The sequence below is a fragment of the Streptomyces sp. NPDC047525 genome (assembly GCF_040643025.1).
GTDB lineage: Bacteria > Actinomycetota > Actinomycetes > Streptomycetales > Streptomycetaceae > Streptomyces > Streptomyces durmitorensis.
In genome coordinates, this window is sequence record NZ_JBEYTL010000001.1 from 447,198 (window position 1) to 463,403 (window position 16,206).

General features: G+C 71.1%; 16 protein-coding genes. 4 read left to right on the forward strand and 12 right to left on the reverse strand.

Annotation, left to right across the window (positions count from 1 at the left end):
• Positions 1-71: 71 nt before the first annotated feature.
• Positions 72-521 (forward strand): STAS domain-containing protein, encoded by a 450-nt coding sequence (locus ABZ833_RS02180; RefSeq protein WP_361039813.1) that lies wholly within the window; start codon positions 72-74, stop codon positions 519-521.
• Positions 522-544: 23 nt separating this feature from the next.
• On the opposite strand, the gene ABZ833_RS02185 is transcribed toward ABZ833_RS02180, so the two are convergent.
• Positions 545-1,390: an ABC transporter permease gene (locus ABZ833_RS02185; RefSeq protein WP_361039815.1), complete on the reverse strand. Its 846-nt coding sequence runs from the start codon at positions 1,388-1,390 to the stop codon at positions 545-547.
• Complete coding sequence (locus ABZ833_RS02190) at positions 1,387-2,403, reverse strand: ATP-binding cassette domain-containing protein (protein WP_361039818.1); 1,017 nt, start codon at positions 2,401-2,403, stop codon at positions 1,387-1,389. Before ABZ833_RS02190 ends, ABZ833_RS02185 begins: the two co-directional genes overlap by 4 nt.
• A 64-nt stretch (positions 2,404-2,467) precedes the next feature.
• On the opposite strand from ABZ833_RS02190, the gene ABZ833_RS02195 reads away from it, so the two are divergent.
• On the forward strand, positions 2,468-3,070 hold the full coding sequence (locus ABZ833_RS02195) for a TetR/AcrR family transcriptional regulator (RefSeq protein WP_361039820.1): 603 nt from the start codon (positions 2,468-2,470) through the stop codon (positions 3,068-3,070).
• Between the two features lie 38 nt (positions 3,071-3,108).
• Here the strand turns inward: ABZ833_RS02195 and ABZ833_RS02200 are convergent, their stop codons facing one another.
• The 7 genes from ABZ833_RS02200 to ABZ833_RS02230 all read right to left on the reverse strand — a co-directional run bounded on the left by ABZ833_RS02200 (position 3,109) and on the right by ABZ833_RS02230 (position 11,587).
• A complete protein-coding gene (locus ABZ833_RS02200) occupies positions 3,109-4,116 on the reverse strand; it encodes a hypothetical protein (protein ID WP_361039823.1) in 1,008 nt (335 codons plus the stop codon).
• Between the two features lie 40 nt (positions 4,117-4,156).
• Positions 4,157-5,437, reverse strand: a complete 1,281-nt coding sequence (locus ABZ833_RS02205; protein WP_361039826.1) for a TRAP transporter large permease subunit — start codon at positions 5,435-5,437, stop codon at positions 4,157-4,159.
• A gap of 4 nt (positions 5,438-5,441) precedes the next feature.
• Positions 5,442-6,017: a hypothetical protein gene (locus ABZ833_RS02210; protein ID WP_361039828.1), complete on the reverse strand. Its 576-nt coding sequence runs from the start codon at positions 6,015-6,017 to the stop codon at positions 5,442-5,444.
• On the reverse strand, positions 6,014-8,143 hold the full coding sequence (locus tag ABZ833_RS02215) for a hydantoinase/oxoprolinase family protein (RefSeq protein ID WP_361039830.1): 2,130 nt from the start codon (positions 8,141-8,143) through the stop codon (positions 6,014-6,016). Before ABZ833_RS02215 ends, ABZ833_RS02210 begins: the two co-directional genes overlap by 4 nt.
• A gap of 131 nt (positions 8,144-8,274) precedes the next feature.
• Positions 8,275-9,885 (reverse strand): FAD-dependent oxidoreductase, encoded by a 1,611-nt coding sequence (locus tag ABZ833_RS02220; protein ID WP_361039833.1) that lies wholly within the window; start codon positions 9,883-9,885, stop codon positions 8,275-8,277.
• Positions 9,886-9,997: 112 nt separating this feature from the next.
• On the reverse strand, positions 9,998-11,110 hold the full coding sequence (locus tag ABZ833_RS02225; protein ID WP_361039835.1) for a LacI family DNA-binding transcriptional regulator: 1,113 nt from the start codon (positions 11,108-11,110) through the stop codon (positions 9,998-10,000).
• A 150-nt stretch (positions 11,111-11,260) separates the two neighbouring features.
• Complete coding sequence (locus ABZ833_RS02230) at positions 11,261-11,587, reverse strand: putative quinol monooxygenase (RefSeq protein ID WP_361039838.1); 327 nt, start codon at positions 11,585-11,587, stop codon at positions 11,261-11,263.
• A 139-nt stretch (positions 11,588-11,726) separates the two neighbouring features.
• Between ABZ833_RS02230 and ABZ833_RS02235 the strand changes: the two genes are divergently transcribed.
• Both ABZ833_RS02235 and ABZ833_RS02240 read left to right on the forward strand, forming a co-directional pair.
• The gene (locus ABZ833_RS02235; protein ID WP_361039841.1) at positions 11,727-12,044 is read left to right on the forward strand and encodes a helix-turn-helix domain-containing protein; all 318 of its coding nucleotides are present in this window, start codon (positions 11,727-11,729) and stop codon (positions 12,042-12,044) included.
• A gap of 103 nt (positions 12,045-12,147) precedes the next feature.
• Positions 12,148-12,747 carry a GNAT family N-acetyltransferase gene (locus tag ABZ833_RS02240; RefSeq protein ID WP_361039844.1) on the forward strand — a complete coding sequence of 200 codons (600 nt, stop codon included), beginning with the start codon at positions 12,148-12,150 and terminating at the stop codon, positions 12,745-12,747.
• Positions 12,748-12,751: 4 nt separating this feature from the next.
• On the opposite strand, the gene ABZ833_RS02245 is transcribed toward ABZ833_RS02240, so the two are convergent.
• The 3 genes from ABZ833_RS02245 to ABZ833_RS02255 all read right to left on the reverse strand — a co-directional run bounded on the left by ABZ833_RS02245 (position 12,752) and on the right by ABZ833_RS02255 (position 15,990).
• Entirely contained in the window at positions 12,752-13,504 is a 753-nt protein-coding gene (locus ABZ833_RS02245) for a type 1 glutamine amidotransferase (RefSeq protein ID WP_361039846.1), read from the reverse strand.
• A gap of 108 nt (positions 13,505-13,612) precedes the next feature.
• Complete coding sequence (locus tag ABZ833_RS02250; RefSeq protein WP_361039848.1) at positions 13,613-14,515, reverse strand: hypothetical protein; 903 nt, start codon at positions 14,513-14,515, stop codon at positions 13,613-13,615.
• A 206-nt stretch (positions 14,516-14,721) separates the two neighbouring features.
• Positions 14,722-15,990, reverse strand: a complete 1,269-nt coding sequence (locus ABZ833_RS02255) for an aminotransferase class I/II-fold pyridoxal phosphate-dependent enzyme (RefSeq protein WP_361039850.1) — start codon at positions 15,988-15,990, stop codon at positions 14,722-14,724.
• Positions 15,991-16,206 lie beyond the last annotated feature (216 nt).

The window sequence follows — 16,206 nt, forward strand, 5'->3', positions numbered from 1 at the left end:
GACTCGGGAGCCAGACAGATTGTGCATCGGGATGCACACGGGCTTCCGTACGACGACCACAGGGAGGCGCGATGTCTACGCAGACCCATCGCCTCATCATCAACGAGCTCGCGCGGTGCGACGAGTGTGCCGTGCTGCGCGTGAGCGGTGAACTCGACCGGAACGCCGAGAAGTTCTTCCTGCGGACGCTCGGCGCCTCCGTCATGGCGGGTCATCGACATCTCGTTCTCGATGTGACGGCGTTGGTGTTCTGCGACTCCCGAGGTCTCAACTGCCTGCTCGGCGTGCGGTGGTTGCTGCGGCGCCGCGAGGGTCAGCTCCTGCTGGCGGGGACAGGCCGCCACCTCGCCGAACTCCTCATGCTGACCGGCAGCTCGGACATCTTCCCCCGCTACCTCACCGTGGGCCAGGCCCTCCTGTCCCTGCCGCCGTCCCACCGCCCCACCTGGCCGCCCTCGGCCTCCCCTCTCCCGGACGGCACACCGAGCGAACCCCCGTCACACGGACCCGTATTGCCTTGACTGGCAGGCCCGGGTAGCGCCCCTCAACCCAGCTTGCTGTAGAGGCGGAGCGTGATCGGGGCGCACACGAGGATGAGTACGGCGGTCGCGGTGAGGGACCAGGCGACCGCGCCGCCGGCGTCACCCGTGGCGTTCATCAAGTCCCGTGCCGCGGTCGCGACATGGCTGAGCGGGTTGATGTCGACGAAGGCCTGCAGCCAGCCGGGCATGGTGCTGGGCTGTACGAAGATGTTGCTGGCGAAGGAGAGCGGCATCAGGACGGCGTTGGCGATGCTGAGGACGACGGCCGGGTCGTGGATGACCAGGGCGATCGTGGCCCACACCAGGGAGAGCGAGAGCCCGAAGGCGATGACCAGGGCGACAGCGGCGAGCACGCCCGGCACGCCGCCACCGGGGCGGTAGCCCATGATCAGGCCGAGGACCATCACGATGGCGGCGGCGAACAGGTAGCGTGCCGCGTCGCTGAACAGGCCGCCGAGCACGAAGGCGCCACGCCAGACCGGCAGACCACGGAAGCGGTCGAAGGCTCCGCTACGCACGTCCAGGGCGAGCCGGGCACCGCCGTACATGGTGACGATGGCGATGCTCATGCTGAGCACGCCGGGCAGCAGGATCTTGAGGTACTCGCCGGTCGAACCGCTGATGGCACCGCCGAACAGGTAGGTGAACAGCACGGTGAACAGGATCGGGATGGCTGCCGAGTCCACGAGCTGTTTGGGGTCGTGCATGAGCTTGAGCATGGCGCGCCTGCCGAAGGTGGCGGAGGCCACGAGTGCACCGGCACGGTGACGCTCGCGTCCCGTGGCGAGCAGGGTGTCGATCGGGTCCTGCGCCGCGGTGGGGCGTGTGAAGACGGCTCGGGTGCTCATGCGTTCAGGTCCTCCTGGTCGACGGTGGCCTGACGGGCCCGGTGGCCGGTCAGGGCAAGGAAGGCCTCGTCCAGGCTTGGCCGGCCCAGGGAGAGATCGGCGATGCCCACCCCGGCGTCGGCGAGCCGGTTCGCCGCGCGCCCGACCAGCCGACCCACGTCCGTCACGTCGGGCCGGGTGGCGAGCAGCATCGACAGGGAGAGCGGGTCGGCGGCGGCCTGGACCGTTCCCTCAAGGGCGTCGGCCAGGATCCGCAGCGCCTGGGGACGCTGCTCGCCGTCCAGGAGCCGGAGGCGCAGAGTGCCGGCGCCGGCCCGGGACTTGAGCTGGGCGCTGGTGCCTTCGGCCACGATCCGGCCGTCGTCGATGACCGCGATCCGCTCGGCGAGCTGATCGGCCTCCTCCAGGTACTGGGTGGTGAGCAGCACTGTGGTGCCGACTCCGGCGATCCGGCGGACCAGGTCCCAGACCTGGTTGCGGCTGCGCGGGTCGAGGCCGGTGGTGGGCTCGTCGAGGAACAGCAGGTCGGGGGTCACGATCAGGCTCGCTCCGATGTCGAGCCGGCGGCGCATGCCTCCCGAGTAGCCGCTCACCGCGCGGCCGGCCGCGCCGGTCAGGTCGAACGCTTCGAGCAGGTCGTCGGCGCGCATCTTGCTTGCGGATCGGGACAGGCCGTGGAGCCGGCCGAGGACCAGCAGGTTCTCGTAGCCGGTCAAGTCCTCGTCGAGGGAGGCGAACTGGCCGGTCACCGCCACCCGGGCGCGGATCGCGTCCGCCTCGGCCAGCACGTCATGGCCGAGCACGCGGGCTGTGCCGCCGTCCGGCCGGGTCAGCGTGGCCAGGATGCGGATCGTGGTGGTCTTGCCCGCGCCGTTGGGACCGAGGAATCCGAACACCTGACCGCGCCGGATCGTGAGGTCGATCCCGTCCAGCGCCCGACTCTCTCCGTAGACCTTGACCAGACCATGCGCCTCGATCGCCGACTGGTCCCCGCCCGAGCTCTTCTTTGACATGCCGTAAGAGTTAGCCATCTCTTACAGCGTGTCAACGTTATGGACGGACGCATATATTCTTGGAATGGCCGACTCGCACGACACCACCACGCCGGCACGCCGCCGCCGGGCCGACGCCCGGCGCAGCATCGACGCAATCCTCAACGCGGCCCGGGTCGTGCTCGGTGAGCGCCCTGACGCGGGCATGGAGGACATCGCCGCCACGGCCGGCGTCACGCGCCAGACCGTCTACGCGCACTTCGCCTCACGCGACGCCCTGGTCGCAGCCTTGGTCGAGTCCGCGTCCGCCGAGTACGCCGCCCTCCTCGACGACGCGGGCCTCGACACCGCGCCGCCCGCCGAAGCGCTGGCCCAATTCCTCGCCGCGGGCTGGCGGTTCCTCGACCGCTATCCCCTGGTGCAGAACGCCGCAGCGGCCGGAATCCCGCGGCCCCACAGCGACCCCCATGACTTCGCGCCCGTGCGGCTCGAACGGCTCATCCAGCGCGGCCAGCACACGGGCGACTTCGACCCGTCACTCCCTGCGGACTGGCTCGCCGCCGCCGCCTTCGGGCTTCAGCACACCGCCGCGGCACAGATCGCGGCCGGACACCTCACCGCCCAGGAGGCAGAGGCGCTGTGTCTGGAGAGCACACTGCGCCTCTGCGGCGGGAAGCCACGTCACTAGTCCTCCAGTGCGGCTGCACAACTACTGTGCAAAGGCAGTTACTCGGCGCGGGCCAGGGCGATCGCGCCCTGGAGCCGCTCCCCCGCCTCGTACATCATGTAAGGCACGCCGTTCTCCGTTCCGAAACTGGGTGAGGCGCTGCGGCCGTTGTCCGGTGCCGCGTCCATCGAGTTGTGGAAGATCCCGAGGTGATCACGGCGGGAGAAGTCCTTGCCGACCTCGGTGATCAGTATGTTGCCGCCGCTTCCCTTGTCCGTGTTGTAGACGACGTAGGCACTGTTCCCGCGCGTCAGCAGGTGCGGACCGCCCACGTTCTGCGCGCCCACGTCGGCGTGCCGGATCAGCGGGGTCTGGTCGAAGGTCCAGTTGCGCCCGTCGGCCGACCAACCCCAGGCGATGTCACGGTGGTTGGTGGTGTTGTTCAGCATGAAGAGCATCACGTAGCGGGCGCCCCGGGACGGCAGGTCGTGACGGAACACGCGGGCGTAGGACGTCTCGGTCGAACCGCTCGGAAGCATCGAGGTGGAGAGCACCACCTTGTCGTACGTGAAGTGGATGCCGTCCTTGGAGCGGGCGAGGCGGGTCGTGGTGTTCTCCCCGTGGAAGTACAGCCACATCTCCTTGGCGTCCTCGTTCCACAGCACGTGCGGCGACGAGACGTGGCTGACCTTGTAGTGCGGCTGCCAGTCGTTGGTGACGAGCGGGTTGGCCGCGTACTCGGTGAAAGGCCCGTCGATCGAGTCGCCGTAGGCCAGGCAGATGCCGCCGGGGGCGTCGTGCGGGGCGTAGTAGAGGTAGTAACGGCCCAGCGCGCCGGAGACCCGGCCGACGGTGCCGCGCAGGCACGGGAAGATGATCTCGCCCGTGGGGTTGTATGCGAGGTCCGAAGGCTTCAGGACCGTCCGCACGTAGGCGTAGTCGGGGAAGCCGCCGGGCGCCGCCGCGGCCGGTCCCGCCGTTCCCGCGCCGATCGCCAGGGCCGTGCCGGTGGCGGCCGCCCCGCGCAGGAAGACGCGGCGCGGGAAAGTGTGCTGAGGCTCGTTCATTTCTGTTCTCCGTCCCGGGAGTTGAATGTCAGAGAAGTGCTCAGAGGTACGTGGCTGCGGTGACGCAGAATCCGCCGAGGGCGACGGCCCACACGTACGGCAGGGTCCGCACCATGACCTGCTGGGGGCCGACGCCCGCGTACTGGGCGCTCCATACGGTCTGGGTGCTGGTGGGGTCGGCGACGCCGAAGACCTGGTTGTAGGAGGCGGCGAGGCCGAGCACGGCGACGGCGGGGTAGATGCCTGCCGCGATCAGGACGCCCGCGATGCCGGCACCCAGGCCGTAGACGTTGAGCGGACCCCGGTAGAGGCACAGCGGCACCAGCAGGGTGAAGACCAGGACGAACAGCACCGGGTTCTGCGGGCTGACGGCCTTGACCAGGGGTTCGAGGGCTTCGACGGCGCCCGGCAGCTTGACCGCGGCGAGCAGGATGCCGATGGCGATGAACAGCGCGATCGGGGGCGCGGCGACCTCGAAGCCGCCGTACAGGGTGCGCAGCAGGCGCTTGTTCATCTCGCGCGGCCGGGTCGTGGTCACCAGGGCGTAGAGCACACCGGCCAACAGCGAGGGAATGATGGCCAGTTCGAAGCCGAGGGCCAGGACCAGCGGCACGACGGGGGTGAGCAGCGCGTACCAGGGTGCGTCACCGAGGCGTTCGCGGCGCGAGCGGCGCTTGTCGACGGCCGTCTTCAGCGCCCAGGTGTGCTCGACCCCGCGACGGCGCGACTCGACGAGGACGAAGGCGACGGCCGCGACCAGGGCCAGCGGGAACAGCTTCACCATGAAGCCGCGCACCGTCGGAACCGGCAGGTCAAGGGCGGTGGAGAAGAACTGCCAGATGGGCAGTTCGAACGGAACCCCGACGGCGATGCCCATCAGGATGGTGCCCGCCGCGGTGACCTTCGGGATGCCCACGGCGACCATCGCCGGGATGCCGATGATGCCGGCCAGCATGGCGGCGGGGGCCGAGCCGGTGACCGTGCCGATCAGCGCGGACACGGCGAGGACGCCGAGCGCGACGACCGTGGGCCGGTCGCCGCCGAACTCCACGATCTTGCGGACGATGGTCCCGGCGATGCCGGTCTCGTCGAGGAGTTTGCCCAGCCACGATCCGAGCAGCACCGCGATCATCGTCGAGGCGAGCATCGGGGCGCCCTCCTGGAGGACGGTGTCGAAGACGCTCTCCTTGCCGGTCAGCGGCGCGCCGGCGACGAGTGCGATGACGACGCCGAGAAGGACGAGGGCGAAGGCGGTGGGGAGTTTGCGGGTGAGCATCGCTGCGACACCCACCGCCATGACGATCAGGATGACAACGCCCATGGCGCTACTTCTCTCTGTGGGTCACGGCGTCGGCGAGCGCGGCCGTGAGAAGAAGGGGGCTGCGGCCGAGACCGCAGACGGTCCGGGCGTGGGCGTGGGCTGCGATCTCCTCCGCGCCCGCCACGTGCCCGTACAGCCGGAACCGTCCCGCGCGCAGGACGACATGGCCAAGGGCCCGCTTCAGCGCGGCCTTCGCCGGACCGTGGTGGAGGTGCTCGTGCACGGATTCGTGGGCGAGGGCCGCCGCGCGCACCGAGCCCGGCGGGTACCAGTGCCGCCAGCCCCGTTCGTCGATCAGCGCTTCGGCCGCCGCGAGGGTGTCGGTGTAGAGCTCCACCGTCGGCGCCGGCCGTGAGGTGTAGCGGGCGAGCAGGCCGCGCTCCAGGCCGTCGGGGCGCTCGACGACCTCGGCCAGGCACGGCACGGGGGCCAGTGCCGCGCCGAACTCCTCGGCCGTGCGCGCCCAGTGGCGCAGCAGCCGCGGGTCGCGGCCCTCGTGGGTGGGGGTCGCGGCAAGCAGGTCGACCGCGTGGTCCAGGTCGTCGCGGGTCTCGGGGTCCTGCGCCGTGGGCGCGCTCATGTCCGGACCTCCAGCACGGCTATGACCGGCTCGTCGGCGGTACGTGAGTCGAGTTCGCTGCGGGCGAGCGCGAGCAGCGGCCCGGGGGCCAGGACGCCTGACAGGTCCGCGATCCGGGAGCCGAGCAGCAGCCGCACGGCGGGGGCCCGGACGCCGCCGTCGCCGTACGAGGTGGTCTCGCGCACCAGCTTCGCGAGCACCTCGGGGGCGTCGGCGACCCGGGTGGTCTCCACGCGGGCGTCGGGGACGTGCAGGCGTATCACCCCGTCGGCGTCGACGATCCGCACCGGATGCCGGGTGGCGCGCAGGGTGCGCCGGACCTCCGTGCCGTACACGGTGTGGGCGGTGGTCCTGGCGAGGACCGTGACCTGGGACGGGTCGGTCTTGAGGCTGGCCGCCGCCGTGCGCAGCCGCTCCGCCTCGTCCGCCCGGTGCGCCCGGTCCTGGGTGCGCAGTTCGGTGGCGCCGGTGGCGACGGCCCGCACGGTGCTGGTCTGCGGGTCGACGGTGACCTCGACCTCGACGCCGTCGGCGGCGGCGCCCTGCGCGATGACGGCGGCCTCCGCCTCGGCCCGTACGGCGAGGATCTGTTCCTGTCCCGCGCCGGGAATGGTCCGCTCGATCTGCTCGCGGACCAGGGCGAGCGCGACGCCGATCGGGCTGATCACCTCGCTGTGCCGGGCGATGCGCCCCTCAAGGCCGCTGACCTCGGCCAGGTGCGGGGTGACGGACGCGGCTCCGCCGCCTCCGCCGACGAGCAGGGCGGTGTCCTGGTCGAGCCGGTAGTCGCGGATCATCGCGTCGACGACCTTCTTGACGTGGGCTGTTCCCACGTCGAGGAGGCGGGCCGCCGCGGTGGCGACGTCCACGCCGAGGGCGGCGGCGAGCGGGGCGACGGCCGCCCTGGCGACCTCCTGGTCGCTGCGGGCGAAATCGCCCTCGGGCACGCGTCCCGCCGCGTTGGCCGCGCACGTCATGGTGAGCGCGAAGCGGCCGCCCGCCGCGTCGAGCACGGCGTAGTCCTCAGGGTCGTCGGCCATCGGACGCACGGTGGTGAGCTCGGCTTCGCGCAGGTCGTCGAGGGTCGCGAAGCACGCGTAGGGCAGCCCGGCGATGTGGGCGCTGCGCGGTCCGACCCCGGTCACCTTCCCGCCGCCGATCCGCACCATGGAGCCGCCGCCGACTCCGACGGTGCGTACGTCCAGGGCGTTGAGGTAGGACTTCTTGCCCAGGATGGTGGCGTGCTGGACGGCCACCTTGCCGCGCCGTACGACGCTGATGTCGGTGGAGGTGCCGCCGGTCTCCAGGAACACTCCCTCGCTGACGCGTTCCTGCATCAGCGCGCCGGCCACGCCCGCCGCAGGGCCCGAAAGGACCGTCAGGAGCGGTCTGCGCCGCATCTCGTCGAGGGACATCACGCCGCCGTCGCAGCGCATCACCATGAGCGGCGATTCGACCCCGGCCTTGGTGATGGAGCTGTCGACGAGGTCGGCGGTGGCCAGCATGCGCGGCAGGATCGCCGCGTTGACCACCGCCGTGCGGGTGCGCTTGCGCAGCCCGTACAGCGAGGTGATCTCGTGTGCGGCGGTCAGCGGAAGACCGGCGGACCGTGCCGCCGCCACGACGGCCTTCTCGCCCTCCGGGCGGTCCACGCTGAACGGCTCGGTGGCCACGAGGACTTGGGCGCCCTCCCGCGCCAGCATGTCCGCGGCACGCCCGACCGCCGCCGCGTCGTCCGGGTCCGCCACATGGGCGTAGGCGAGCGGAAGGCTCTTGCCCGGGGTGAGTTGGAGCCTGCCGAGCGCGGCGAGCCTGCGGGTGAGGGCGGCGGCGGGTCCGGTGCCGATGCCGATCAGGCCCACGGCGGCGACATCGCCCTCCAGCAGGGCGTTGGTAGCCTGGGTCGTGCCGTGCGCCAGAAAAGCTACGTCCTCGGGCGCGCGGCCGGTCTCTGCCAGCAGACGGTCGAGGGCTTCCACGATGCCGTGGGCCACGCCGTCCTCATGATGGTGGCTGGTGGGGACCTTCACCTGTCCCAGGAGTTCCAGGGTCGTGGCGTCGACTGCCACAGCGTCGGTGAAGGTTCCGCCCACGTCGATGCCGACGCGGATGCGGTGGGTGGTCATGGTTGGGCACCTCCTTGTGCGGGTTGGCGGTGCGCGGGCGGGCCGGGTGGGACAGGTGGAGCTGTCCCGCCCGGCACTTCCGCGTGGTGCGTGAACCGTCCTTGCGTGAACCGTCCTTGCGTGCGCCGCTCTCAGTAGCCGCGTACGTCGGGCCAGTGGCGCTGCACACCGTCGCGGTCGAGCAGCCGGGCGAACTCGTCGAACCGCTTGTCCTCGCCCTGGACCTGATGGGGTTCGACGCCTTCGGACACGCAGTGCGCGGCCAGGGCGCCGGCGACCTCGCCGATGTTCCACTCCACGGGGTGGAGGCGGTAACAGCCGTTGGTGATGTGGGTGGTGCCGATGTTCTTGCCCGCCGGGAGGAGGTTGCGGACCCGGCGGGGCACGAGGGCGCCGAGCGGTATCTCGAACGGGACCGAGCCGATGTCGATGTAGTTGTCACCGCCGGTGGAGGGGTGCAGGTCGATCCGGTAGTTGCCGACTCCCACGGAGTCCCGGTAGGCGGTCCGCCCGTAGGGACCGACGACGTCGATGGCCACGTCCTGCTCGGTGACGGTGGTGACGGCCTTGATCCGGCGTGACTCCCGGACGTAGGGGGCCTTGGCCAGACCGTCGGGCGTGCCCGTGATGTCGGGGCGCAGCCGCAGACCGGGGAAGCCGGTCCCGCCGTCCTGGCGGGGCGCCTCGGTCTGGAGCCAGTACAGGACCGAGAGCGACAACTGCCGTGCTTCCGCGAGTGCCTGGGCCGAGGTCTCCCGGCCTCCCCCGATCAGGGGCTTCAACCAGTAGTCGTTGAGCGGCCAGTTGACCAGGGTGATGTCGGAGTCGAAGGCTCCGGGCCTGTGCAGCTTGCGGGCGAGGATCCGGCGGAAGCCCCACAGCTCCTTGTCGCCCGCGTCGGCGCTCTGGTCGGCGTTGACGGCGAGCGGGTCGATCTCCGGGTTCGGTACGAACGTACGGGGGACGGCCTCGAGCGAACGCGGGTCAGGGGCGAGGAAGCCGAGGAGCGGTCCCGGCCAGAAGTCGGGCTGGTAGGAGCGCCAGAAGTCGTAGTCGACGGGGCGCTCGATGACGTGGTTCTCGCCCTCGTGGTGGGAGAGCGCGAAGCAGACGGTGATGCCCTGCTGATTGAGGGGCTGTGCTTCCTCGGGTGCGTGCGGCTCGCCGAACTCGGCGCGCGACTCGGCGCCGATGGCGTGCTCGACGCCGCCGAGTTCGAGCAGTTCGCCGGTCTCGGTGGCGTCGATGACGTACCTGGCGTGCAGGGTGGTGCGGTCGCCGTCGCGCAGGTTCTCCAGGGTCACCGAGGTGATGACATCGTTGTCGGACTCGGCGGCGACGGCCCAGTGTTCGGTGAGGAGGGTCAGCCGCCCGGACGCGAGATGGGGCGCGAGCATGCCCTCCATGACGGCGAGGGCGACGCGGGGCTCGTGACAGAGCTTGCTCACACGGCCCGCCCCTGGATTGAGACCGGTCAGGGACAGGGCCTCCGAGCGCAGGGGGTACCACTGGCGGTAGTAGTCCCTGATGGACTCGCGCAGCTTGCGGTACGAGGCGGTCGTACCGAACTGCTCCACCCACGGGTGTTCGTCCGGCGGGACGGCCTGGGAGGTGAGCTGGCCGCCGATCCAGTCGGTCTCCTCGGTGAGGACGACGGTCCGGCCGGCCCGACAGGCGGCGAGCGCGGCGGCCACGCCGCCCAGACCGCCGCCGACGATGAGGATGTCCGGTTCAGGGATCACGGTTCTCCTTGTGCTGTACGGGTCGTGCTGTGCGGGTCGTTCTTCGTACGGGTCCGGCGGCCGGAGTCGCACCGGACGACACCTGGTCGCTCCGGACGACACCCGTGCGAGGTCATGCGCTCTCCGGCAGCACCTCGGGCGGTGGCCCCGTGCTCGCGCCGGGCCGGAAGCTGCAGGCCACCAGCGGATCGGGGGCGTCCTCGCCGGCGACGAGCGTGGCGAGCAGGCGGACGGCCGCCGCGCCCAACTGCGCGCGGGGGATGTCGAATCCCGTGGGCTGGGGCACGTCCGCGAGGTCGGGTGGCGGACTGCCGAGTACCGCCAGGGAGATGTCGCGCGGGCAGTCGAGACCGGCGTCGCGGGCAGCCGCGTTCAGTGCCCGCCAGGCCGCTCCGCTGTCGGTCTCCTCGGCCACCACCGCGGTGACGCCCTGTGCCACCCACTGCCGCAACTGCTCGGGGCCGAGGGCCCGTTCCGGGTCGGCACGGCGGAACACGGCATCGGCGTCACCGGGCAGGCCCTCGCCCTTCAGCCCCTCCAGAAAACCTCGCTCACGGTCGGTCGAGGCGGGCGCGTCGTCGTCCTCGCGTACGAGAACGATGCGACGGTGCCCGAGCGCGGCGAGCCGGTGGACGACTTCGCTGCTGGCGCTGACGTAGTCGGCACCGACCCAGGCGAGGCCTTCCGGTTCGTCCCTGCGGCCCAGGTGGACCACGGGGAACCCGTCGTCCACGAGCCTGCGCAGTCCGTCCACCGGGGCGTGGCGGCCCAGGAAGAGACACCCGTCGGCGAGTCTCGCCCGGTTGAGCGCGTGCGGCCCGGTGGCCCCCGCACCGCCGGTACTCGATCCGGTGAAGAGCACCAAGTCGTATCCCTGCGCGGCGGCTTCCTGCTCCACGCCCACCAGGAACGGGTAGTACGAGTGCTGCACATCCGTGGGGAACGTGGCCGTGAAGCTGAATACGCCGAGCAGGCCGTTGCGCGCCGCCGCGAGCCGCCGGGCGGCCGGGTCAGGGACGTAGCCCAGCTCGGCGGCCGCGTCGAGCACCTTCTGCCGGGTCTCGTCCGAGATGGCGATCCCCTGCTTCTTGCCGGCGAGCACCAGCGAGACCGTGGCCTGCGACACTCCCGCGAGCCGGGCGACCTCGGCCTGGCGCGGACGTCCGGTGCGCCCTGCGGGGGCGGGCGCCCGACCTCGTCCGGCCCGCTTCCTGGGTTCGTCCACCACTGCCCCTCCGTCATTAATGCGTATTAGCTATGCGCATTAACGAGTACTGTGCGCGGCACGTGACCACCGGTCAAGAGGGCGGAACGAACTTTCGCGTCGAGACGCGGCATCCAGAAGGGGCCGAGTTCTGGGCCACGGCCTCGTCGCTCAAGCCCTGACGGCGGACCGGGACGGGTAGGGGCTGTGCATGGTGAGGAAGCGGATGTCGAGGTCGGACTCCAGGTAGTCCATCCGCCGCTCCCAGAAGGCCCGCATGTGCGGGAGCGCCAGGTGGGCGTCGAGATCGGCCTGGGAGCGCCAGGCCTCGTAGAAGACGAAGACGCCGGGCTCGTCCCGGTCCTCGTGGAAGTGGTACTCCAGGCAACCGGCTTCCTGCCGCGTCGGCTCGACGAACGAGAGCAGGAGCTCTTTCAGTTCGGCGGCGCGCTCGGGCTTGGGGCGGGCGGTGCCGACGAGCGTGAACGGCTGGTCCATGAAGGGTGTCTCCTCGATAGATGCCCCGATCAGATCCCTGACCGGCAGACGGTAGGTACGATTGATCTCGTACCTAGGTGGCGGACGTTAGCGAGCCCAGAGGTACGATGCAAGTCATACCTAAAGGGAGGCGCCCGGAATGCCCGACGACGAAGGCCACCCGGCCGTCGAGGAGATGCGGCTCGGCCCGGTGCTCGCCGCGCTGGCGGACCCGCTGCGCCGCCGCGTGGTGCGCGAACTGGCGGCCGCGCCCGACGGAACCGCGCGCACCTGTAGCTCCTTCGCGCTGCCGGTCTCCAAGGCGACCGTCACGCACCACTTCCGCGCGCTGCGCGAGGCGGGGCTGATCCAGCAGGTCTCCCGGGGCAACAGCCGGATGGCCAGCCTGCGCCGGGCGGATCTGGAACAGCGTTTTCCCGGGCTCCTGGGGATGGTGGCGGCCGAGCCCGAGGGGTGAGCCGCGGACGCCTCGACGCCGCCCCGGCTGCGTCTGTCGCGGAGCGGGGACCTGGGGAAATGCCGTGGTGTCACGGAACGGCGGTCCCGTAAGGTGCGGCAGCATGACCCACGTTTCCCGCGCTGCCGTCCGTCCGATACGTGTCGATGAGTGGCCCCAGGTGAAAGCGCTGCGGCTCTTGGCGCTGCAAGACCCGGCAGCTCCGATCGCCTTTCTCGAGACGTACGAGAAGGCCGCCGCGGAGCCTGACTCCTTCTGGCAGGACCGAGCCGAGGGAGCGGCCGACGGGACGCGCGTACGGCAGTTCGTGGCCGAGGACCTGGACGGGTCCTGGAGCGGCACGGTGACCGTGCTCATCGAGGAGGCGGGCGACGGCGATGTGTTCGGCGGCGCCATCGACCGACGCCAGGCGCATGTCGTCGGCGTCTTTGTGCGCCCCGAGCACCGGGGTAACGGTGTGATCGACGCGCTCTTCGAGACGGCCGTCGCGTGGGCGTGGTCGGTGCCGGACGTGGCGCGGACGCGCCTGTACGTCCACGAGGACAACGCGCGCGCCGAGCGCTTCTACCGGCGCTTTGGATTCGCGCGTTCCGGACAGACCGTCCCGATGAAGGGCGATCCCTCCAAGCTGGAGCGCGAGATGATCCTCGACAGGCCCGGGATTCCTTCGGGCACCGCCCAGGGCTCCCCGACCGGGGCCTAGTTCCTCAAAGGCCCGCGCGTCCCACGAAGAGGTCCCGCAGGTGGGCCAGGCTCCGCTCGGCGAGCGGGCGCAGGGGCGCGGCCACGGCACGGGCATCGGCCCGCAGTTGGTCCTCGGCACCGGCGCCGAGGACCTCCACGGCTTCCGTGGCGAAGGACGGCTCGGCGAGCCAGTCGTCGAGAAGCCCGGGGGTGACTTCCAGGTGGAACTGGAGACCCCAGGCTGCCGGTCCGGCCCGGAACGCCTGGCACTCGGTGGTGTCGGTCCGGGCAAGGACGCGGGCACCGGCGGCGGGGACGATGCGGTCGCCGTGCCAGTGGAGCACGGCGGGGGCGTCGGCCAGCGGGCCGACGACCGGATCGGCACGGTCCACGTCCTGGAGCGGAGCCCATCCGATCTCGCTGCGCCGGCCGAGAGCGGCGCCGGTCCGCACGGTCAGACCCTGGGCGCGGGCGAGGAGTTGGGCACCCAGGCACACGCCCAACGTCGGGATCCCGTCCCGCAGCGCGTCGGCCAGGAGGTCCCGCTCCAGCTTCAGCGCCGGATGGGCCACCACGTCGTCGGCGTTCATGGGACCGCCCATCACGACGAGCCCCGCCAGCTCGGACACCGGCGGCAGATCACCGGCTGAGGCACCCGGAGTGTCGATCAGGTTCCGGATGTCGACGTCGAGACCGCTGCCGTCCAGTGCGTCCAGGATCAGGCCGGGCTTTTCGACCTCGAAGTGCTGAAGGATCAGGACGGTGCGCGGGGGCATGCGGGGATCTCCTGTGGGACGGGGTGAGACGAGGAACGTCGTACTCAGTGGCGGACGGGGACGCCTCACACCGTAACGTGGCAGGTCAGGGCCGGGTTCACGTGGCCCTCAGGGCCGGATGCGGACACCGTGGCGGGTGCGCATGCGGTGCAGCTCCCACAGGGCCACCGCGGTCACGGACACGGGACCGCCGAGAACCGCGCACCACTGAGCGGCCGGCGGCCCGTACGGCAGTCCGCCTTCGAGCGCGACGCTGCAGAGCATCAGTTCCCAGACGAGTACGACGGTGAGCGCGGCCGGGAGAGCGGCGTGCACGTTGGACGTGTTGAACGCGTAGCGGGCGGCGTAGGCCGAGGCGAAGAGGAGGAACGGCAGCAGCCAGACGAGGCCGATGAGCAGCGCGAGCGCGATCAGGCCGTTCACGAGCGTGCCGTAGTTCTGTTTGAGCACCACGGCGCTGCCGGCCAGCACGAGTACGACGCCCACCAGGATGCCCACGTACCAGCCCACGGCCTTGAGCGGCGCGCGCAGCCGGGAGCGGAGCACGCGGCGCTGCTCGGCGGGCGCGTAGCGGATGAAGCCGAAGACGACCAGGGGCCCGGTGAAGATGAGCAGGAGCGGGGCGAGGATCAGCTTCACTACGCCGTCGTTGGCGACCCCGCTCCAGCCGTCGTCCGCGCCGTAGGTGTAGACGAGGAGAAGACTGGCGATCGCACCGGCGATCGCACGCCCCAACTGCACTCGCGACACGACCCGGTCCGCGACGTGGCCGGCGCCGGGCTGGTTGAAGATCGCCTCGGCGCGGCGGCGGGCGGAGCGGATCACCGGGATGAGCGGCGAGACGAAGAGGAACCCGAGACCGGAACGCCGCCGCCGGACGGGCTGCGGCGGGTACGGGTACGGCTGAGGCGGGTACGGGCCGGGTTGCGGCGGTCCGTACGGATGCGGGTCGCCACCGCCCTGGGGCTGCCCGTTCCCCGGTCCCCAGCCCTGATATCCCCCGTGTGCCACGCTTCCCCCTAGCCTCCTGCGACGCTTCTGAGCGGGCGCAGTTTACTGGCCGGAATTGGGTGGGCGACACCGGACCAGAGGCGCAGGAGCGTGAACATGTCGTGGACGTCAGCCAGTTGGTCCCGATATGCGCCAGGGGTGAAGGTCCACCCCACGCCCAGGGGAGGGGCGACCGGCCTGGCCACCCCTCCCCTGTGACGACTGACCTAGCCGACCCGCTGCTCGTACCCCACGAGCCGTACGCACACGGCGAGTCCCGCGATGGCCTGCTCCAGCTCCGTGAGGCTCGGGTAGCTGGGCGCGATGCGGATCGTGGCGTCGCGCGGGTCGTCGCCGTGCGGGTGGGTGGCGCCGGCCGGGGTCAGCACGATGCCCGCCTCGGCGGCACGGCGTACGACCTCCTTGGCGCCGCCGTCGGTCAGTTCGAGGGTGACGAAGTAGCCACCCTTGGGGTCGGTCCACCGGGCGAGGCCGGTGGAGCCGAGCTCCGCCTCCAGGATCCGGGCCACCGCCTCGAACTTCGGCTGGAGCAGGGCGCGCTGGCGCTCCATGTGGGCGCGGACGCCGTCGGCGTCCCGCAGGAACATCACGTGCCGCAGCTGGTTGACCTTGTCCGGGCCGATCGAGCGCTTGGCGTTGTTGGCGAGGATCCACTTCAGGTTCGCGGGCGACGAGCCGAAGAAGGCGACGCCCGAGCCCGCCGCGGTGATCTTCGAGGTGGAGCCGAAGACGAAGACGCGGTCCGCGTTCCCGGCGTCCGCGCAGGCGGTCAGCAGGTCGGCGATCTCGACGGGCTCGTCGGTGAGGTGGTGAGCGGCGTACGCGTTGTCCCAGAAGATCCGGAAGTCGGGCGCGGCGGCCTGCATCGAGGCGAGGCGGGCGACGGTCTCATCGCTGTAGGAGACGCCGTCGGGGTTGCTGTACTTCGGGACGCACCAGATGCCCTTGACCGTCGGGTCCTCGGCGATGAGCCGCTCCACGACGTCCATGTCCGGACCCTCGGCGGTCATCGGCACCGGAATCATGTCGATCCCGAACCGCTCGCAGAGCCCGAAGTGCCGGTCGTAGCCCGGAACGGGGCACAGGAACGCGATCCGCTCCTGGTCCACCCAGCGCGACTCGGCCCCCGGCACCACGCTCAGCAGGGCATGCACCAGACAGTCGTGCATCAGCTCGAGGCTGGAGTTGCCGAGCGCGAGGAGCTGCCCGGCAGGTACCTGGAGCACGTCCGAGAAGATCTCCCGGAGCTCCGCCAGACCCTGGAGACCGCCGTAATTGCGTACGTCCGTGCCGTCGGCGGCGGTGTGCCGCCCGCCCGGCAGGCTCAGCAGGTCCTCGGAGAGGTCGAGCTGCTCCGGCGCCGGCTTGCCGCGCGTGAGGTCGAGCGAGAGCCCGCGACCTGCGAGGTCCTGGTAGTCCTGGCGGGCCCGCTCAAGGAGCCCGGTCAAGGAGTCGGGGCTCAGCTCGGTGGTCATGGTGTGTCCTTACGTTGTCGGCGCTGCCGGGGCGTGTGAGCTGCCTCGGCCGGCGACGGGGGTATCGGCACTGCCTGCCGAGGATACAAAGGGATGGCCTGCCCATGGCCGGGCAGGTGGCGCTCGTCACCCTTCAGGGGCCGACCACGCCCGGCGGCACCGCGGTCCGGTGCACGGGGAGCTCCTCGTCGCCGCACATTCCATGCACACGCAAGG